At 58.8% G+C, this 21076-nt stretch carries 15 protein-coding genes; all 15 read left to right on the forward strand.

What is annotated here, in order from left to right:
- Positions 1-420: 420 nt before the first annotated feature.
- Positions 421-2952 (forward strand): CRISPR-associated helicase/endonuclease Cas3, encoded by a 2532-nt coding sequence (locus H582_RS0111395; RefSeq protein ID WP_028598638.1) that lies wholly within the window; start codon positions 421-423, stop codon positions 2950-2952.
- A 334-nt stretch (positions 2953-3286) separates the two neighbouring features.
- A complete protein-coding gene (gene cas5c / locus H582_RS0111400; RefSeq protein ID WP_028598639.1) occupies positions 3287-4006 on the forward strand; it encodes a type I-C CRISPR-associated protein Cas5c in 720 nt (239 codons plus the stop codon).
- Positions 4007-4009: 3 nt separating this feature from the next.
- The gene (gene cas8c, locus H582_RS0111405) at positions 4010-5944 is read left to right on the forward strand and encodes a type I-C CRISPR-associated protein Cas8c/Csd1 (RefSeq protein WP_028598640.1); all 1935 of its coding nucleotides are present in this window, start codon (positions 4010-4012) and stop codon (positions 5942-5944) included.
- Between the two features lie 65 nt (positions 5945-6009).
- On the forward strand, positions 6010-6882 hold the full coding sequence (gene cas7c / locus H582_RS0111410; protein WP_028598641.1) for a type I-C CRISPR-associated protein Cas7/Csd2: 873 nt from the start codon (positions 6010-6012) through the stop codon (positions 6880-6882).
- Positions 6869-7546, forward strand: coding sequence for a CRISPR-associated protein Cas4 (cas4, locus tag H582_RS0111415; protein ID WP_028598642.1), 678 nt, complete (start codon positions 6869-6871; stop codon positions 7544-7546). The genes cas7c and cas4 overlap by 14 nt, the downstream gene beginning before the upstream one ends.
- Positions 7543-8574 carry a type I-C CRISPR-associated endonuclease Cas1c gene (gene cas1c, locus H582_RS0111420; protein ID WP_028598643.1) on the forward strand — a complete coding sequence of 344 codons (1032 nt, stop codon included), beginning with the start codon at positions 7543-7545 and terminating at the stop codon, positions 8572-8574. The genes cas4 and cas1c overlap by 4 nt, the downstream gene beginning before the upstream one ends.
- Positions 8575-8592: 18 nt before the next feature.
- The gene (gene cas2, locus H582_RS0111425; protein WP_028598644.1) at positions 8593-8883 is read left to right on the forward strand and encodes a CRISPR-associated endonuclease Cas2; all 291 of its coding nucleotides are present in this window, start codon (positions 8593-8595) and stop codon (positions 8881-8883) included.
- Positions 8884-9545: 662 nt separating this feature from the next.
- On the forward strand, positions 9546-10058 hold the full coding sequence (locus H582_RS0111430) for a VOC family protein (RefSeq protein ID WP_028598645.1): 513 nt from the start codon (positions 9546-9548) through the stop codon (positions 10056-10058).
- Positions 10059-10237: 179 nt separating this feature from the next.
- Positions 10238-10861, forward strand: coding sequence for a uridine kinase (udk, locus tag H582_RS0111435; protein ID WP_028598646.1), 624 nt, complete (start codon positions 10238-10240; stop codon positions 10859-10861).
- A 538-nt stretch (positions 10862-11399) separates the two neighbouring features.
- Positions 11400-12368, forward strand: a complete 969-nt coding sequence (locus tag H582_RS0111440) for an ABC transporter permease (RefSeq protein ID WP_028598647.1) — start codon at positions 11400-11402, stop codon at positions 12366-12368.
- Between the two features lie 18 nt (positions 12369-12386).
- Positions 12387-13274 (forward strand): carbohydrate ABC transporter permease, encoded by an 888-nt coding sequence (locus H582_RS0111445; RefSeq protein WP_028598648.1) that lies wholly within the window; start codon positions 12387-12389, stop codon positions 13272-13274.
- Between the two features lie 92 nt (positions 13275-13366).
- On the forward strand, positions 13367-15046 hold the full coding sequence (locus H582_RS0111450; protein WP_028598649.1) for a type 2 periplasmic-binding domain-containing protein: 1680 nt from the start codon (positions 13367-13369) through the stop codon (positions 15044-15046).
- A 112-nt stretch (positions 15047-15158) separates the two neighbouring features.
- The gene (locus tag H582_RS0111455; protein WP_052333154.1) at positions 15159-17051 is read left to right on the forward strand and encodes a sensor histidine kinase; all 1893 of its coding nucleotides are present in this window, start codon (positions 15159-15161) and stop codon (positions 17049-17051) included.
- On the forward strand, positions 17051-18826 hold the full coding sequence (locus tag H582_RS32375) for a helix-turn-helix domain-containing protein (protein WP_052333155.1): 1776 nt from the start codon (positions 17051-17053) through the stop codon (positions 18824-18826). Before H582_RS0111455 ends, H582_RS32375 begins: the two co-directional genes overlap by 1 nt.
- A 182-nt stretch (positions 18827-19008) precedes the next feature.
- Complete coding sequence (locus H582_RS27075; protein WP_084137101.1) at positions 19009-20838, forward strand: glycoside hydrolase family 5 protein; 1830 nt, start codon at positions 19009-19011, stop codon at positions 20836-20838.
- The last annotated feature ends 238 nt before the right edge of the window (positions 20839-21076 follow it).

The following is a 21076-nucleotide window of genomic DNA, read 5'->3' on the forward strand; positions in this document are numbered from 1 at the left end:
CGCCAGGCTGTTTCAATCCACGCTCCCCAGCGGGGAGCGACAGCAAAAAATAACGCTTCCATACCCCTTGGGGTATAAACTAGCCAGTTCCTATACTGATTAGACATAGGAAAGATCTTGACAATCATTAATTAAGGTGAAATGGCATTCATTTCGACAATTTTCGAGGTGCGAATCCCCCAGGGATTCCATGGGAGCTTGGCATTCGCACTCCCGCTCTTGTCCTCATCATAAGCAATGATTCCGATCGAGCCAAGCTTTTTCTGCAAGATCATATTTCAATAAATGCCCTATAGGGGAGGGATAAAGAAAAATTGGGAAAATAAAAGATAAAAGGAGGATTGTGTGTGATTATGTTGAAGTATACGACTAGAATAGGTTATTAGTATTGGGTCTAAAGTCCTTTAAGGAGGTGCGGTAATGAGAGATCAAGAAAATAGTCCTATTCCCGAGTACATCGCCCATATTCGGAAGTCGGACGGCCGCCGCGAGAGCGTGCACGACCATCTCATGGCCGTCAGGCTTTACGCCGAAAAGCTAGGCGAAAAAATTGGAATGAAGCATCTCGCCGGTTTATCAGGACTGCTGCATGACATGGGGAAATACACGACCGAATTCAGAACCTATCTGGAAGAGGCAGTGGCAAATCCTGATTCGCCGCCTCGAAGGGGCTCGGTCGTCCATTCGACAGCAGGCGGGAAGTGGCTTTACGAGCAATTCCACCGTGAATCTTCTGAACCATTGGATCAGTTTGTCGCGGAATGGATCGCCAATTGCATCGTATCTCACCATGGCGGGTTGAAGGATTACTTGAGTCCCGATGGAAAATCTCCTTTTCTGGAGCGGATGTCGACTCCGCTAGAGAAATTACCGGAGTATGAACGAACCGTCGAGGAATTTTTAGCTCATACGATAAGCGAGCAGGAACTCCATTCCTATTTCGCTAAGGCGAGAGAAGAATTGAATGATCTTATGCTGCGATTAAGCAAGCTCAAGCTCAAGTCCAGTGAAAAGCGCGTGACTCATTCCCTCGCGATAAAATATTTGTTCAGTTGCCTGATTGACGCCGATCGGACCAAAACCCGTCAATTCGACGAGAACGAGTCGGAAAGAGAGCCTTTTGATCATCAGGCTTTTTTCCGTGAAACCTATGAGAAGCTGTCGGCCAAGCTCAATGAGCTGGGCAAATCGGAACAATCGCAATCGCCATTGAATCGGTTGCGACGAGAAATGTCGAACCAATGCGACGCTTTTGCGGTCGAGCGGCCATCCGGAGTCTATACGCTGTCTATCCCGACAGGCGGCGGCAAGACGCTGGCAAGCTTTCGTTACGCGCTCCGTCATGCTCTCGAGACCGGAAAAGAACGCATCATTTATATCGTGCCTTTCACAACGATCATTGAACAAAACGTGAAGGTCGTGCGCGAGCTTGTGTCTGATCCTGATCTTGTTCTGGAGCATCATTCCAACGTCGCGGATGATCGGGATTTGAAAAAGGCTTTGCGGTCTTTACAATCCGATAAAATCGATGACAAGGAATGCGACGAAAGCTTTGTCCTGCAGAAGGAAAAGCTTAGCCTCGCTCAAGACACCTGGGATCGCCCTGTCATCTTTACCACGATGGTGCAATTCCTCAATACCTTCTACGCCAAGGGCTCCCGCCATGTAAGGCGGCTGCATCAGCTCGCCAACTCGGTCGTTATTTTTGACGAAGTCCAAGCCGTTCCTTCCCGCTGCATCTCCTTGTTCAATGCTTCCGTTAATTTTTTGCACGAAATCTGCGGGTCGACGCTGGTCCTCTGTACGGCAACGCAGCCGGCACTGCAGTATGTGAAGCGGAATATCCACCTGTCTCTCGATCCGGAGATGATTCGGGATCTTCCGGATGTCATGACCGCTTTCAAGCGTGTCGAGCTAAGAGACGAAACGGGCAGAGGGGCTTTGAATACGGAGCAGCTGGCTGATTTTGTCCAGGGCCGGATGAAGGAGATCAATCAGTTGCTCGTCGTCCTGAACACGAAGGCTGCGGTACGCAAGCTTTTTCAGCAATTGAAAAATGAGTCGTGGACGCAATTGGAGGGAGTTCGACTCTACCATCTCAGTACGATTATGTGCCCCGAGCATCGCAAAGCGAAGCTGGAGGAAATCAAGGAGCAGTTGGAGAACCCGGCCAATCGCGTCATTTGCATCAGCACCCAGCTTATCGAGGCAGGGGTGGACATCAGCTTCCAGGGCGTCATTCGGTCGCTGGCCGGCTTGGATTCCATTGCTCAGGCGGCGGGACGATGCAATCGGCACGGAGAGGACGAGGTAAGATATGTCGATATTATTCGTGCGGCAGATGAGCATTTAAGCAACCTGCCGGAAATTAAGATGGCAGCAGAACAGACGGAGCGATTGCTGAGCGAATTCAAAAAGGATCCACAGCGCTTCGAGAACGACCGTCTATCCCTCCCCGCGATACAGATGTATTTCCACTATTACTATAAGCGAATCGAAAGCATTCAGGGACAAATGGATTACCGAGTGGGTCAGGAAATCAGCTTGTTTGAATTGTTGAATAAGAACCAAGTCGCCATCAAGCAGTTTGAGATTAAAAACCAGATCGGCCCTCCCTTGCGCACTCGGAATGCCATTGCCTCGGTAGAGCATTATTTCGAGGTCATCTCCAACGCAGGCAAGTCGGTCATCGTGCCTTACGACAGCGAGGCCGTTAATATCATTCTTGATTTGAATGGCTCCTTGCAGCCAAGTGAAATCGGAGATCTGCTGCGCAGAGCCCAGAAGTATACGGTCACGTTATATGACCAGGAGCTTAGGCAGCTCGACCGGGGAAGCCATCTGGAGTTCTTGCAGCAGGGCAGGGTGCTGGCGCTTAGCCCGACGGCTTTTTCCGAGGAGTACGGCATTGATCCGGAAGGGAATGGGCTGTGGGATGCTTTAATATCATGATTGCCTAGAAAAAAGAATAGCCCGCTCGTTTAGGAGCGGGTTTCTTCTTCTGATCATGCTCTTATGGTTTCAATCCGCGCCTCCAAGGGAAGGCGACGACACAATCTTAACACATCGTTAGATGGAGTCCAAAAGGGGACATCCATATGTTGACAAAAATTGAACTAGGTCTTATGATGATGCTATCATTAAGAGAATCTTCCATAATATAATTATTAGAAGATAATACAAGGGGTTGGTTAAGGAAGCGACTCATTATGAGTCTGATTGGTTCAACCTGAGATTTCATGCATGTTCCTTTGGGAGATTCATTATAAGAAAGGAGGCCCTCCTTTTGCGGAATCAAATTGAATATGAAGTAACGGGCGCGTATGCCTTATTTACCGATCCCTTGACCAAAATCGGCGGAGAGAAGTTCAGCTATCAAATTCCGACCTATCAGGCTTTGAAGGGGATTACCGAATCGATCTACTGGAAGCCCACCCTCATTTGGTACATCGACGAAGTGCGGGTCATGAATCCGATCCAGACCGAATCTAAAGGCATCAAGCCGATCGAGTACAGCGGCGGCAATACCTTGGCCTACTACACCTATCTGCGCAACGTGCGCTATCAGGTGAGAGCTCATTTCGAGTTCAACCCTCATCGCTCCGATCTGGAGCAGGACCGCAATGAGCATAAGCATCACAACATCGCCAAACGAGCTGTTGCAGCAGGCGGCAGGCGAGACATCTTCCTCGGAACGAGGGAATGCCAAGGCTATGTCGAGGCATGCGAGTTCGGCTCGGGGGAAGGGCATTACGATCAGGTCGCCGAGCTCGCCTTCGGCACGATGGTTCATGGCATCAGCTATCCGGACGAGACCGGCAGCTCCGACATGCTGACCCGCTTATGGCGGGCCAAGATGGAATACGGGGTCATCAAATTTGATCGTCCGGAGGACTGCACGATGGTGCGCAAAACGGGAAGCGGCAGCATCAAGCGGTTTGAACCGGGGAACATGGAGTCGGCCGACGATCTCTACGCGGAATTATTCGGAGAGGAAGGAGGCTGACCAATGACCTGGCTGACGAAACTGAGCGAAACGTATGACAATCATTCAAAATCGGTCGGAATATTTGAAAAAAATCATTTTGATCGGGAATATACGCTGCTGCCTGTCTCGCATACGACCCAAACCGCGCATATTGAGATCTATCTAAACCTGGATGGATCCTTTAGTCGAGCAAGACCACTTGAAAAGGGAGAGGGCAGCACGATTATCCCATGCACCGAAGCCTCTGCAAGTCGGACGAGCGCCCCGGTTCCCTACCCGCTGCATGACAAACTGATGTATGTGGCAGGAGATTACGGGCAGTTTTGTCCCCCGACCAATGAAAAGTTCACTCCATATGAGGATTACTTGAAGCATCTGCAGGAATGGTGCTCGTCTCCTTTTGCGGTACCGGTCATTCAAAGTGTCTACAACTATGTCCGGCAAGGAACGATGATTGCGGACCTGGTGCGAGAGAAGGTGCTCTGGCTGGATGCAGAGGGGCAGCTGGCGGAAAAGTGGACGCCTGAATTGGCCGAGCTTCACGGAGTCGACAGGCCGGACATTTTCAAGGCGCTCGCTTCCGGCCAGAATGCCGCATTTGTGCGGTTCGCGGTGGAAGTGCCTGGAGTGGCAGAGCAGCGGCTGTGGCGGATGCCGGAAGTCCAGCAATCGTTCATCCGGTTTTATGACACCAAGCTGCAGGATACAGAGCTTTGTTATGTAACAGGGAAACTTCTGCCCTATGCGGACAAGCATGCTTCCCGCATCCGGAATTCGGGGGACAAAACCAAGCTGATCTCGGCCAATGACAGCTCCGGATTCACCTATCGGGGGCGCTTCCTCAGCAGCCGGGATGCGGCCGCGGTCAGTTATGAGGTGTCTCAAAAAGCCCATAACGCCTTGAAATGGCTGATCGACCGCCAAGCCTTTGCCATTGACGGCAAAACGTTTGTCGTCTGGGGGACAAAAAGCTTGGATGTGCCGGACCCGTATGCGGACTCATCGGACTTTTACGATGACGATGACGATGAAGAGGAAGACGAGCCAGAGCTTGCCTACACCCATGCTGCATTCGCCGAGCGGGTGCGCCTCGGTCTCAGCGGTTACCGGCATGACACAGATGCCGATCATTCCGATGTCGTCATCATGGTGCTGGATGCCGCGACACCGGGAAGGATGTCCATCAACTACTATCGGGATATGGAGAAGGAGCATTTTCTGCAACGGATTGAAGCCTGGCACCTATCCTGCTGCTGGCTGCAGTATTACCGCAAAGACGGAAAGACGGCAGTCTTCATGAGCGCGCCGGCAACTCGCGATATTGCCTTCGCGGCGTACGGTCCGCGAGCCAGTGAGAAAGTGGTGAAAGGCTTGATCGAGCGGATGCTGCCCTGCATCTTGGACGGAGCCCGAATTCCGAGCGATATCGTGAGGAGCCTCATTGCCCGAGCCTCCAATCCGGTCGGCATGGAGCCGTGGGAGTGGGAGAAGACGCTCGGCATCGCATGCGCAATAGTGAACAGAAGCTATTCCAATTCCAAGGAGGGATTCGAAGTGGCCGTGAATAAGGATTTGAAGGACCGCAGTTATTTGTTCGGAAGGATGCTGGCCGTGGCGGATGTCCTGGAACGCAGAGCGCTGAGCAAGGAGGAGAGAAGAGCCACGAATGCCATCCGCTACATGAACGCATTCGCCCAAAAGCCAGGCCGGACATGGATGGTGATCCAATCCGCGCTTCAGCCTTATCAGGCCAAGCTCGGCGTGAAGGCCAGTTATCTCAATGGGCTTCTTGACGAGATCGGAGCCCAGCTTGACCCGGAAAAGGACTACTCCGATCAGTCCCTGAGCGGGCTTTATCTCCTCGGCTTTTACAGTCAGCGCCACGAGCTCTACCAGAAGCGGAAACAACTGGATGGTGAAGGGAAAGAAGAGGACGATGCGGATCTGGATGACTGATGCGTCTGGCGATCATTAATTTCGACCTTTAATCATCTTACCCCCATTAAAAGGAGACGATCTAAATGCAACCGTTGAATAAGAAAATCGACTTTGCCGTTGTCCTGTCCGTTCGCAATGCAAATCCGAACGGGGACCCGCTCAACGGAAACCGCCCTCGCCAAAACTATGAAGGCAAAGGCGAGATTTCGGATGTATGCTTGAAGCGGAAGATCCGCAACCGGCTGCAGGACATGGGAGAATCCATTCTCGTTCAATCGGATGACCGTCGGACCGATTCCTTCCGCAGCATCAAGGACCGTGTCGAGGCCAACGCCGATGCGCAGGAGTTCATGAAAGGCAAAAAGAAAAATGCGGAGCTGTTTGCCAAAGCGGCCTGCGAGTCTTGGATCGATGTGCGCAGCTTCGGCCAAGTTTTTGCTTTCCCGGGCAGCAATGATGCCGTATCCATCGGGGTTCGGGGACCGGTGTCGCTGCATACGGCCGTCAGCCTCGACCCGATCGACATTTCGAGTCTTCAAATCACAAAAAGCGTCAATCTGACGACTTCCAACGACCCGGACAAGCGCGGTTCGGACACGATGGGCATGAAGCATCGCGTGGACTTTGGCGTCTATGTGACAAAGGGAAGCATCAACGTGCAGCTGGCAGAGCGCACCGGCTTCACCTACGAGGACGCGCTGAAAATTCGGGAAGCGCTGATCTCCTTGTTCGAAAACGATACGTCTTCCGCTCGCCCGGACGGCAGCATGGAGGTGCACCGCGTCTACTGGTGGGAGCACGGCTCCAAGCTGGGACAATATTCATCGGCCAAGGTGCATCGGTCTTTGGAGATTTCGTGGAGAGAAGGTGTTGTAGCACCGAATAAGTTCGATGACTACGTTATTAAAGTTGAGCCGCTGGAAGGGCTGGACGTGCAAGAATATGCCGGACTTTAAGGAGGAGGATTTCCTCCTTCTTTCCGGTATTCAGCATTTTAATTTCTGCCGCAGGCAATGGGCATTAATTCATATCGAACAGCAGTGGGCAGACAATGTCCGGACGATCGAAGGAGAGCACGTGCATCGGGTAGCGGATCAGCCGCAGCTTCGCGAGAAGCGCGGCGAGCGTCTCGTCGTGCGGGCGATGCCGGTCCATTCCCGAGAGCTGGGACTGAGCGGCATCTGCGACGTGGTTGAGTTTGTACGCGATTCCGAAGGGATTCCGTTGGCGGGTGAGGATGGCTTGTACAAGCCATATCCAATCGAGTATAAGCGCGGCAAGCCGAAAAAGAACGATTCGGACTTTTCTCAGCTTGTCGCTCAAGTAATTTGTTTGGAGGAAATGCTCGCTTGCGAGATTTCGACAGGGTACTTTTACTACGACGAGATCAAGAGGCGGGTCGAAATTGACATAAGCGATGCGGACAGAGAAAGAGTAAAAGCCTCCATTGCCGAGATGCATCGCTACTACGAGCGGCGGCACACGCCCAAAGTGAAAACAGGCCCGCATTGTGAAAGCTGCTCGCTCAAGCAGATCTGCATGCCCGAGCTCATGACGAAACGAGCCGTATCGGATTATATAGATCGGCATCTGCTGGAGGAAGGAGCAGCGGGGCGATGAGGAAGATGCTCAACACGCTGTATGTGACGACGCCGGACACCTATCTGTCCAAGGACGGGGAGAACGTCGTCGTACGTTTGGAGGAAAAGACGCTGGCGCGTTATCCGCTGCATAATCTGGAAGGGATATGCACGTTCGGTTATGCAGGCGTCAGTCCGGCGCTCATGGGATCATGTGCCGAAAAAGGCGTTGACCTTACGTTTATGACGAAAAGCGGACGGTTTCTAGCCCGAATCGTGGGCGAGGCGAGGGGCAATGTCGTGCTCCGCAAGGAGCAATACCGCATTTCCGACGATGAGCGGCGCAGCGCCCTCATGGCTCGCAATATGATTGTCGGCAAGCTGTACAACACGAAATGGGTGCTGGAAAGGGCGATTCGAGATTATTCGCTGCGACTGGACAGTACGGCTTTGAAGCGGGTGAGCGCTTCGCTGACGGAGCTGATCGGCCTTGTGCCGCATGTCGAGGATCTCGATGTGCTGCGTGGGCTGGAGGGCTCAGGGGCTGCGCAGTATAGCGGCGTTTTTGATGAATTGATTCTCCAGCAAAAGGAAGCGTTTTTCTTCCATGGCCGCAGTAAGCGGCCTCCGCTCGATAATGTCAATGCGCTGCTTTCTTTCGCGTATTCCTTGCTTGCCAGCGAAATGAGGGCGGCGCTGGAAGCGGCAGGTCTTGACCCGTATGTCGGCTTCATGCACCGAGATCGGCCAGGGAGAGCTTCACTGGCTCTCGATCTGATGGAGGAGCTGCGATCGGTTTATGCGGATCGGTTCGTCTTGACGCTCATTAACAAAAAAATCGTCACCGCGGGCGGTTTCACCCGCAAGGAAAATGGAGCCGTCCTGATGGATGACGACACCAGACGGACCGTATTGAAGCAATGGCAGGAGCGGAAGCAAGAGAAGATCGTTCATCCTTATTTGAATGAATCCATCCCATGGGGGCTCGTGCCGCATGCTCAAGCGATGCTGCTGGCGCGGACCATTCGCGGCGATCTGGAAGAGTACCCGCCTTTTTTCTGGAAGTAGGAAGGAGAAGAGCGCTCGATGCTTGTTCTGATAACCTATGATGTGAGCACTACGACGAGCGATGGACGGAGGCGGCTGTCCAAGGTGGCGAAGACATGCCAGGATTACGGACAGCGGGTTCAGAACTCCGTATTTGAATGCGTTGTGGATGCTTCGCAATTCCGACGGCTGCGGTATGCTCTGGAGGAGCTGATTGATCCCGCTACGGACAGCTTGCGGTTTTATAACCTGGGTGATAGGTATAAGAGCAAGGTGGAGCATGTTGGAGCCAAGGCTTCCTATGACATGGATGGACCGCTGATTTTATGAGACGGAGCTGGTGCGAATGGCAAGCTCCCATGAAATCCCCGGGGGATTCGCGGAGGGGCGCCACGGTCGCTCCCCACTGGGGAGCGTGGATTGAAACAACTGCACGCCCAGGTCGGTATCGTAAAAGTCGAGTCGCTCCCCACTGGGGAGCGTGGATTGAAACGATCCGGCGACAAACACTTACAAGGAAACGCCGCTGGTCGCTCCCCTCAGGGAAGCGTGGATTGAAACTGCAGCCGCTCGGCTCTTTTTTTCAACGTGAAGTAAGTCGCTCCCCGCAGGGGAGCGTGGATTGAAACGGATCCTGCAGCGTCATGATCTGCGGCAGCGCGCTTTGTCACTCCCCGCTGGGGAGCATGGATTGAAACAGGTGACGGTAGAAGTCAATGGCATGCGCCGCTGCCGTCGCTCCCCGCTGGGGAGCGTAGATTGAAACGGTAGCCCGATCACATTCAAATGGTAGTCCCGCGCGCGTCTCCCCCAGGGAAGCGACGATTGAAACCGCTGTCCGACCGTTGTCGCTTTTTTACAATATCCTGCACGTTCCTTTCTCTATAATCGAGACTATCAGACGTCCAGCCGAGATCGCGATGGGCCGCGCTGCGGTGCCGCAACGGGGTTCCGGCCATCCGGCGTCGATCATAACGAGAGGTGGAATTAGGATGGACCATAATGTGAGCACCAGCGGCGCTACAGGCGAGCATACGACGAACGGGAGACCGCACGGCTACTCCGCCCTGACGCCGTTCATCGTCGTCAGCGATCCGGCCGAAGCCATTCGCTTCTACGAAGCTGTCTTCGGAGCCAAGACGAAAAGCGTGACGGATGTCGGCACCGACGGCAATTCGTTCATCGTGCACGCGGACATCGACTTCGGCAACGGGTACCTGCAGCTGGGAGCGGCCAATCCGGACTATCATCTCGTTCCGCCGCCCGGCGGAGGCGACGCCTGCTACTCGCTCGGCGTCTACGTCCCCGACGTCGACCGAGCTCTCGAGCTGGCTGTCCGGCACGGAGCGACTGTCCGAGAGCCGGCGGCGGACTTCGTATCCGGCGACCGCTACTGCAGCATCCTCGATCCGTTCGGGATCCGATGGTCGATCATGACTCGCGTCGAGGACCTGTCCGAGGAGGAAAGCGCGCGGCGAGTGGCGGAGTGGAGCAAAAGCCTGTAGGCTGCCGCCGATGGCCGAGCTCCTGGCCGCTCCCGGCTGAGGGCAGGAACGGCAACGATTTATTAGGCTGGCGCAATCGGATCCAATCGCCGTTGGACACGGAATCGACAGATGAAAATCCCTCCCCGATGTGCTACACTACGGGAATTGCAACAAATTCGGGGAGGTAGCGCAGCTACATGCTTATCATTGGTATCGCAGGCGGCACGGGGTCGGGCAAGACGACGGTGGCCCGGTCGGTCATCGAGCGGATGGGGACCGGCAACGTGACGTTCATCTCGCAGGACAATTATTATCGGGATCGGCCGGAGCTGACGTTCGCCGAGAAGGAGAAGATCAACTACGATCATCCCTTCGCGTTCGAAAACGAGCTGCTCGTCCAGCATCTCCAGCAGCTGAAGCGGGGAGTGGCGGCCGAAGCGCCGGTCTACGACTTTACGATGCACGCACGCAAGTCGGACGAGACGGTGACGCTCCTGCCGAGCAGCATCGTCATGATCGAAGGGCTGCATGTCCTGTCGGACGAAGGGCTGCGCGGTCTGCTCGACATCAAGGTGTTCGTCGACACCGATCCGGACGTGCGCATCCTGCGCCGCGTGCTGCGCGACATCGAGGAGCGCGGCCGCTCGATCCACTCGATCCACGACCAGTACATGCAGACGGTCAAGCCGATGCATGAGGCGTTCATCGAGCCGTCCAAAAAATACGCCGATCTCATCATTCCCGAGGGCGGCCACAACGAAGTGGGCATCGGCGTCCTCGCCTCGCTCACCGAGAAATACCTCAACAGCGGCCATTATTGAGCGCCGCTTGCACGAGCCGCCGGGCGTCCTGGCGGCTTTTTTCCTATTCGCCCGGGAGCGGCGGCTCTATGGAGGCCGAGCCTCGAAAGCAGGCAGAAGCAACGAAACGGAGCGACGCTATTCGGCACCCAAAGCTTGTTCTCAAAACTCTACCAAAACTCAGAAGCGTTATTTCTTCCGTTGAGGCGCTTGCAAGGCCAGCGCGGGGCCAATAAGACGGCTCAGTATCGTTAGCCAGAAAAACCGCCGAAAAAAGGGCCGATAGCGACGCTGAGTATCGTTAGGGCAAGACTGTCCCTTTACTGGACCCCTTGCTGCGTCGACGGCTTTCGGTCATGACGCTGAGGTTGTCAATGGGCGATGCGCCGCAGGCGCGGCCTCCGCGTCTTCGCCACCTGAAAAATAGTAACCCTACCTAGAATGAGGAGCCTATTTTTCGACATCTCAAGCGCTTACAATGACGATACGGAAATCAGCTAGCGGCGCTTGCGGCCGCGGCGATACATGGCAAGGCAAGGAAAGCGGAGGTGCAAGCACCATGGAACCAGGCGCACAGGCCGGCATTGAGGCGGCCAGCCCGAAGGCGGGCAGCGAACGATGGAAAAAATGGCTGAGGAGAATTTACAGTCAGCGATATCTGCAGGTGATGGCGCTGCTCGGCGTCGCATGGATGGTCGTGTTCAACTACATCCCGATGTACGGCATCATCATCGCGTTCAAGGAATATGACATCATCTTCCCGATGTCGATGGCCCCTTGGGTCGGCCTCGATAACTTCCGGGAATTCCTCAGCGACGACATGCTCCTGACCGTCATCAAGAATACGCTCGGCATCAGCCTCATCAAGCTGATCATCGGCTTCCCGCTGCCGATCCTCTTCGCGCTGCTGCTGAACGAGGTCCGCTCCGTCATGTTCAAGAGATGGACGCAGACGATCACCTACCTGCCCCACTTCCTGAGCTGGGTCATCCTCGGCGGCATCCTCGCCACCTGGCTGTCGGATGTCGGCATCATCAACAAGATCCTGCTCTCCCTGAACGTGATCGACGCTCCGATCACCTACCTGGCGGAGCCGAAGTACTTCTGGTCCATCATCATCGTATCGGACATCTGGAAGGAGCTCGGCTGGTCGGCGATCATCTATCTCGCGGCCATCAGCAGCGTCTCGCCGGAGCTGTACGAGGCGGCGACGATTGACGGCGCGGGACGCCTGCAGAAAATGCGCAACATTACGCTGCCGTCCATCATGGGCACGATCACGATCCTGTTCATCCTGGCCGTCGGCAACGTCCTGAACTCCAACTTCGACCAGATCCTCGTGCTCCGCAACCAGCTCAACGCCGAGGCGAGCACCGTCATCGACTACTACGTCTACCAGACCGGCCTGATCGACAACCGCTTCTCCTACTCGACGGCCGTCAACCTGATCAAGTCCGTCATCGCGCTGTTCCTGCTGCTGATGGCCAACTTCGTCACCAAGAAGCTCAACAACAACTCGCTGTTCTAAAGGAGGTCCGTGACCACGATGTTTTCCTTGAAAAGGCAAACCCCCGGCGAAGTGGCCTTCGGCATCCTCAACGGGCTGCTCATGCTCATCATCTGCTTCCTGACGCTGTACCCGATCTGGTACGTGCTCGTCAACGCCTTCAACGACGGCGCCGACGCGATGCGCGGCGGCATCTACTGGATCCCGCGCGAATTCAGCCTGGAGAACTTCCGGGCCGTGTTCCGCAGCGAGGGCATCATGACCGCGATGGGAGTGACGGTCGCCAAGACGCTGGTCGGCGTGCCCGTGCACGTCCTGTTCACGGCGATGGTCGCCTACGCGGTCAGCCGCAGGGAGCTGATCGGGCGCAACCTGTACATGATCATCGGCACGATCACGATGTTCTTCGGCGGCGGCCTGATCCCGTACTACCTGCTCATCCGCGATCTCGGCCTGCTGGACAACTTCCTGGTATACATCATCCCGGCCGCGTTCAGCTTCTTCGACCTCATCATCTTCCTGAGCTTCTTCCGCGAGATTCCGGCGGGGCTGGAGGAGGCGGCGAGGATCGACGGGGCCAACGACCTGACGATCTTCACCCGCGTCATCATCCCGGTGTCGATGCCGGTCGTGGCGACGATCGCGCTGTTCCACGGCGTCTATCAATGGAACGATTATTTTACGGGCATGATCTATATCAACAACACGGACCTGCAGCCGATCCAGACGTTCCTCTACCGGGTCGTGGCCCAGTCCAGCTCGAACCAGATGCTGGGGGCGATGCCGAGCGGCGTCACCCAGACCGTGACCAGCCAGTCGCTCAAGCTGGCCACGATGGTCGTCACGACGGCGCCGATCGTATGCGTCTATCCGTTCCTGCAAAAATACTTCGTCAAGGGCTTCATGGTCGGCTCCCTCAAGGGCTGACGCCGATCCGTCTCGGTTATCCTTCCCGCAATCCGCGGGATTGATCATATAAATCGCACTTCTATCTCTTTATAGAAAAGGGGCAATTGTACATGAAAACTACGCGCAAGGTGGCGACGACGCTGTTGGCGCTCGCCATGACCTTCTCCGTCGCGGCCTGTTCGTCGAACGGCAACGGCAACTCGAACAGCGGCGGCACGGCGTCTCCCGCGCCGACCGCAGGCACGGACGCTTCGGCATCGCCGGCTCCGGCGGCCAGCGACGAGCCGGCCTGGAAGCAGGATACCTCCCCGATCACGTTCGACTGGTACTTGAACTTCAGCTGGTTCAACAAGAAGTGGGGCGGCGACGCGACGGCCGACTACATCACGAAGAAGACCGGCGTCTCGCTGAACTTCATCGTGCCGGCTGGCAACGAGAACGAGAAGCTGAACACGCTGATGGCCTCTGGCTCGCTGCCGGACTTCATCACGCTCGGCTGGTACGAGGAAGGCGTGCGCAAGATGATCGAGGGCAAGCTGGTGCTGCCGCTCAACAAGCTCGCCGAAGAGTACGATCCGTACTTCTTCAAGGTCGCCGATCCGGCCAAGCTCGGCTGGTACACGAAGGAAGACGGCAACGTCTACGGCTACCCGAACGCGTCGTCCTCCCCGGCCGACTATGAGAAATACGGTGAGAACTTCACGTCCAACCAGACGTTCGCCGTCCGCAAGGACATGTACGAGGCGCTCGGCAAGCCGGACATGAGCACGCCGGAAGGCTTCCTGAACGCGTTGAAGATGGCGAAGGAGAAGTTCCCGGACGTCAACGGACAGCCGCTCATCCCGCTCGGCCTGCATGAGTTCACGGAGACGGGCAACTACTCGCTCGAGGGCTACCTGCAGAACTTCCTGGCCATCCCGCAAGTGAAGGACGGCAAGCTGTACGACCGCCGCCAGGATCCGGAATACCTCAAGTGGCTGAAGGTGTTCCGCCAGGCGAATCAGGACGGCCTGCTCGCGAAGGACATCTTCATCGACAAGCGTCCGCAGATGGAAGAGAAGATCGCCCAAGGCCGCTACTTCGCGATGCTGTACCAGCGCTCCGACTTCGCCGCCCAGAACACGCAGCTGTACCAAAAGGATCCGAACATGGTGTACATCGCCGTCGACGGACCGAAAAACGCCGCCGGCGACCAGCCGACGCTGTCCGGACCTGGCATCTCCGGCTGGACGGTGACGCTGATCTCCAAAAACGTCAAGGACAAAAAGCGCGCGATCGCGTTCCTCAGCTACCTCATGAGCGAAGAGGGCAACAAGGATATGTTCCTTGGTGAAAAAGGCGTGACGTATGATACAATCGACGGCAAAGACCAGTTCCTGCCGGAAGTGCTCGACCTGCTCAACAAGGACCGCACGGCGTTCGACCAGAAATACGGCGCATCCTATACGTACTGGATGCTCATGGATACGAACATGAACCTGCAATGGGCGCCGCCTAGCGTCGAGCCTGCCAAGCAGATGGAAGACTGGACGAAGGGCAAGTCGATCAGCATGGCCGAGTTCGACAACCTCGATCCGGCCGCGACGAGCAAGGAAGGCGTAGCCGGCAGCAAAAACGCCCGCGCTTGGGGCAAGGCGCTGCCGAAGATGATCCTCGCCAAGTCGGATGCCGAATTCGACGAGATCTTCAACAAGTACCTGAAGGACCGCAGCGAGCAGGAAGCGATCGACGCCTACCGTCAAGCCGCGTACGAATCGAACCTGAAAAAGCTGGAATCCTTGAACAAATAAGCTTGCAGCCGGGAATTGGCCCGCGCAGCAGCCATTCAAGCCTGGCCGTCCGCTTCCCGATCGGGGCGGACGGCCAGGCTTGTACCATCCTGGAGCGGGAAGTGAAGACGACGTGGCGAGAACGGGAAGCTGGATCGGTACCTTAAGGGAATTCGTCGGAAGCCTGCCGCTGCAGGCGAAGCTGATTTCCTCCTTCGTGCTCGTCATCATCGTCCCGATGCTGCTGTTCTCCTGGTACACGCTGCACGGCGTCTCCGACTACTCGATGCGCGAGCTGGTCAAAAAAAACGAGAGCATCCTCGACATCGAGCGGACGAACATCCAGAACAACATCGAGCTGATGGAATGGACCGGCCAGCTGGCTTTGTCCAATCGGGAGATGAACGACTACCTCCAGACCAAGGAGGATCTTGATACGGAGTGGCTGCTCGACTTCAAGACGCGCACGTTCCAGATGTTTCAGAGCTTCCTGTTCAACAATCCGCGCATCTCGGGCATCCGTCTGTTCGCGAGCAACCCCGGGGTGCATGAATTCTGGCCGATCGTGCTGAGCGAGGCGCGCATCCGCGACAAGCCCTGGTACGATACGGTGCTGGATCGGAAAGGCCTGGTGTGGTGGGAGATCCAGAACAACCGCGAGCTGCTGAACAACACGAGCACGACGTCCGGCAGCGAGGTGATGTCGGTGTCGCTGCTGCGGGAGTTCAAGTATCCGGACGACATGACGCATAACGGCTTGCTGGAAATCAGCATGGAGCTGCGCAATTTCTTCACCAAGACGTTCAGCAGCGTGCAGGATCCTTCCTCGCGCATGGTCGTCGTGGACCGCCGCGGCCAGGTCCATGCCGACATGGCCGCTCCGATCTTCCAGCAGACGCCGGCCAAGGAGCTGCTGCGGCATATCGCCCTGACGGAAACCCCGGGCAACCATACGTCTTATTTTACGGCCGGCGGGCAGTCGTTCCTGGCGATCCAGGCCTTCATCCCCGGACTGGACGCGCATCTGGTCAATCTCGTCAGCCGCACCGACACGCTCGCGGACATCGAGCGTACTCGCGGCAATCTCGTCATCCTGATCGTCGTGCTCATCGCCGTGCTCATCCTGCTCTCGTACTTCATGCAGTCGATCATCCTCAAGCGGCTGCGGGTGCTGCGCGACTCGATGAAAAAGGTGCGCGGAGGCGACTTCCACGTCGACGTGCCCGTAGCGGGCAGCGACGAGGTCGGCGAGCTGGCCCATCACTACCGCCAGCTGCTGCGCAAGATCAACGAGCTGATCGTCGATCAGGTGAACCGGCAGGCGGCGGGCAAGGAGGCGGAGCTGCGCTCGCTCAAAAACCAGATCGACTCTCATTTCCTGTACAACACGCTCGAAAACCTCAAGATGCTCGCCGAGATCGAGGGCCAGTATACGATCTCCGACGCGCTCACCTCGCTCGGCGGCATGATGCGCTACAGCCTGCAGTGGACGCGCGCGCATGTGCGGCTGAAGGACGAGGTCCAGCATATCCAGAACTACATCGCGATCATGAACATCCGCTACGACGGCAAGCTGGAGCTGCGGCTCGACATCGCGCCGGAATGCCTCGAGCAGGAGGTGCTCAAAATGTCGCTGCAGCCAATTGTCGAGAACGCCGTCAAGCACGGGATGGACGACCTGGACTCGGACTCGGGCAAGCTGACGATCACGGTGTCGGCGTTCATCCGGCTCGACGACTGCGTCATCGAGGTGACCGACAACGGCTGCGGCATACCGGGCGAGCAGCTGCGGCTCCTGAACGGCATGCTGCGCATAGAGGAGGCCGACTACCAGGAGCGGCGCGCGCGCACGTCGGCGGCCCGGCGCGGCGAAGGCAGCGGCATCGGGCTGCGCAACGTCGACCACCGGCTCGTCATGAGCTACGGCCAGGAGTACGGCTTGCGCGTCGAGAGCGTGGAGGGAAGCTTTACGAAGGTCGTCATGACGCTGCCCCATCTCATCCTGACCGGAGGTGAACCGCGCTGATGCGCAACCTGCTGATCGTAGACGACGAAAAGAATATCCGGCTCGGCCTGAAGGCGATGATCGAGCGTCAGTTCCCCGAGCGGTACGCGTTCCGCTTCGCGGAGAACGGCCGCGAGGCGCTGGAGCAGCTCGCCGCGAGTCCGGCCGATCTGATGATCACCGACATCCGCATGCCGGTGCTGGACGGCCTCGGGCTGCTGGAGCGGCTGCATGCGCTTGGCCGCGGAACCGGCGGCGGGGCGGACAGAGCCGCAGCCGGCGCACAGGGCGAAAGCGGAGGGGCGGACAGAGCCGCAGCCGGCGCACAGGGCGAAAGCGGACGAGGAGACAGAGCCGTAGCCGATGCCTCTGAGCGAGAGGCGGCCGGCGGCTCCGAGCGAGGCGCGGCAGGCTCGCCGGACCCGGCGGCGCAGGGCAAGCTGCCGGCAAGTCCGGCCGCCCGTCCGCTCGCCGGACCGGCGCCGCTCGTCATCATCCTGAGCGGACATGACGATTTCCCGTATGCCCGCGCGGCGATCCGCTACCAGGCCAAGGAATACCTGCTCAAGCCGATCAAGCGCGAGGAGCTGTTCGAGGTGCTGGAGCGGCTGGAGGGCGAGCTGGACCGCAGGCATGGCGCTGCGGCCGGCGCGGCTGCGCCGGCGGATCGCGAGTCGCGGGCGGGCGAGCTGCTGCAAGGCATGCTGACCGGCGAGGCGGCGCCTGAGGCCGCCGCGCTGGCGGCGGCCGGCCTCGGCTGGCTCGCCGGCGACTACTCCGTCGGCGTCCTGCGGGCGGCCGGCGGCGGCGAGGGCTCGCAGCTGCAAGGGCTCGTGCAGCCGCTGCTGGAGGAGACGGGCAGCGAGGCCTGGGCGATGCGGCAGCTGCGCGGCGGCGACCTGGTGCTGGCGGCGGAAGACGAGGAGCTGCTGAGGCGCCTCGGAGCGAGGCTGGACGGCCATGCGCTGCTGCGCTGCCGGCTGGCGCTCAGCTCCCGGGCTACCGGCCCGGGGCAGCTGCGTCGCGCGTACAGCCAGGCGCAGCAGGCGCAGAAGTATTTCCTGCTGCATCCTGGCGTCGCGCTGCTCTCCTACGACAGCGTGCGCAGCCTGAGCGCGGGCTGTCCGCTGCCGGAGGAGCCGATCCGGCGGCTGTCCAACCTGCTCGGCACGGGGCGGCTGCCGGAGATGAAAAAGCTGCTGCAAGGCATCCTCGACATCCGGGTCATCGGCCGCTGCGAGATCGGCTACCTCGAGGGCATCAGCCGGCGGCTGAACGAGGAGGTGTTCGACGGCGTGTTCCGCAGCTACGGGGAGGAGTCGGTCGACATCCTGCGGCTGTACAAGAGCGCCGGGCATATCGAGAACTTCGAGCGTTTCGAGGATTACTACCGCCATGTCGAGCAGCTGCTGGAGCGGCTCGACGAGTTCGTCGGGCGGGTGCGCGGAGCCCATGCGGACCGCAAGGACATGCAGAAGGCGGTCGAGTACTTGCAGGAGCATTATGCCGAGGACGTCAACATGGCGGTCGTGAGCAACCACATCTCGCTCAACTATACGTACTTCAGCCAGGCGTTCAAGGAGCATACCGGCGAGAGCTTCTCGTCGTACCTGCGCAAGCTGCGGCTGAACCGGGCCAAGGATCTGCTGTCCAGCTCCGACCTTAAGGTATACGAGATCAGCGCGCAGTCCGGCTTCGACAACGTCAAGCACTTCACGCGCGTGTTCAAGGAGGCTGAGGGCATCACGCCGCTGGAGTTCCGCAGCATGCGCCAGGGCATCGGCCCGGGGCGGTAGCGGCACGGGGCGTAGCGGTACGGCTGCCTCGGCACGGCTGCCCCAGCGCGGCTGCCTCGGCAGCGCGCAAGGCCATCAGCTCCGCGGACGGCATCCCGTCCGCGGAGCGGCGGCGGCGGAGACGGCGAAAGCTCGCAACGGACCGTAAACGATTACAATCAGAGAGGCGGAGGCGGAAACGAATGGCGACCGAGAATAGATGCCGGCAATCGGAGGTCGACGGCTGGGTCAAGGCCGACGGCAAGCGGCTCGTGAACGGACGAGGCGAGGAGCTCATCCTGCGCGGAGTCGGCCTCGGCAGCTGGCTGCTGCCGGAGGGCTACATGTGGAAGATGCCGCAGCAGGGCGACCGGCCGCGCCGCATCGAGGCGATGGTGTCCGGCCTGCTCGGCGAGAGCGGGGCGGAGGCGTTTTGGCGCACCTATTTTGAACGCTACACGGCCGAGGAGGACATCCGCCAGCTGGCGCTCGAGAGCTTCAACTCGGTGCGCGTGCCGTTCAACTCGCGCAAGCTGCTCGAGGGCCCGCTGAACGAGGACGGCTACAACGCCTTCCAGGTGGGGCTGCTCGATGACGTCGTCGGCTGGTGCCGCAAGTGGGGCGTCTACGTCATCCTCGACATGCACGGCGCGCCGGGCGGGCAGACCGGAGCCAACATCGACGACTGCGAAAACGACCAGCCGGAGCTGTTCACCTCGGCGGAGCACCGCCAGGCGTCGATCGACCTGTGGCGCTATTTGGCGAAGCGCTACCGCGACGAGTGGATCGTCGCCGGCTACGACTTGCTCAACGAGCCGCTGCCGGAATTCCACGGGCAGTACAATGACCGCGTCGAGCCGCTGTACCGCGACATGATCGCGGCGATCCGCGAGGTCGACGACCGCCATCTCATCGTCGTCGAGGGCGTGCATTGGTCGACGGACTTCAGCGTCTTCACGGAGAAGCTCGACGGCAACGTGCTTTATCAGTTCCACAAGTATTGGAACAACCCCGACACCGAGAGCATCCAGAAGTACCTCGACTTCCGCGACGAGTGGAACGTGCCGATCTTCATGGGCGAGGGCGGGGAGAACGACCTGGACTGGTACGCAGGCGGATTCCGGCTGTTCGAGGACCACCGCATCGGCTGGAACTTCTGGACGTGGAAAAAGATGGATACGACCAACTCCCCCTGCTCGGTCCGCAAGCCGGACGGCTGGGAGAAGCTCGGCGCGTGGCTTGAAGGCGGCGCCAAGCCGGAGCCGGAGGAGGCGGTCCGCATCCTCGGCGACTATCTGGACGGCCTCCCGCTGGCGGCGGTCGACTACCGTCCCGAGGTCGTGAACGCGCTGCTGCGCCGGCTGCCGGTCCGCATCCCGGCGATCCACTACGGCTACAAGGGCGAGGGCGAGAGCTTCGGCCTCGGCGGAGCGGAGCGCATCGACTGGGAAAGCGGCTACCGCCGCGGCGACGGCCTGGCGATCCGCAAGCTGGACGGAGCGCCTCATCTGCCGCCGTCGGAGCCGGGCTGGCATCCGTGGAATGTCGGCGACGGGCTGTGCGTCGAGCTGCCGGCAGGAGCCTGGACGGCGTACGAGTTCCTCGCGCCGGATGCCGCAGCGGATGCCGCGCGCGCCGGTTCGGCGGCTGCGGGCGCGGCCCGGGCGAATGCCGCGGCGACCGGTTCGGCGGCGACTCCTGACGGCGGCGCCCAAGCGAGCGATGAGGCGGCAGCTGCGGCTGATTCCGCAGGCGGTGTCGGCCGCGAAGCGGCGGCGATGGACCTGGATGTCGGCGCCCAAGAGAGCGGCGAGGCGGCCGGCTTCGGCGTCAAGCTGCGCCTCAAGGCTGCTGCGGCCGGAGCGGCGGCGGAGCTCGAGCTGGACGGCCGTCCGATCGGACGGCTGGACGCCGGCGGCGAGTGGAGCGAGGCTGAGCTCGGCGCGCTGCCGCAGCCGGAGCCGGGCCTGCGCCGGCTCGTCGTGAAGGCGAGCGGCGGCGCGCTGCTGCTGGAAGGCATCTGGCTAGGCTGAGCGCCGCGGCCTGGGGGTTAGAACATTGGATAAAGCGTCCCGACCTGCATCTGCGCAGGGCGGGACGCTTTTTTATAACGGTTTGCCGGTGCAGCCGCCTTCCGTGGAAGCAAGCCAAGGCACTCTCGACTCCCTGGTCGAGCCGAAGCCCCGGATTCCCGCAATTGAAGGAACTCTCGGCTCCCTGTCCGAGCCGAAGCCCCGAGTTCCTGCGATTCAAGGCACTCTCGACTCCCTG

It is taken from the genome of Paenibacillus pasadenensis DSM 19293, from assembly GCF_000422485.1.
GTDB lineage: Bacteria > Bacillota > Bacilli > Paenibacillales > Paenibacillaceae > Paenibacillus_O > Paenibacillus_O pasadenensis.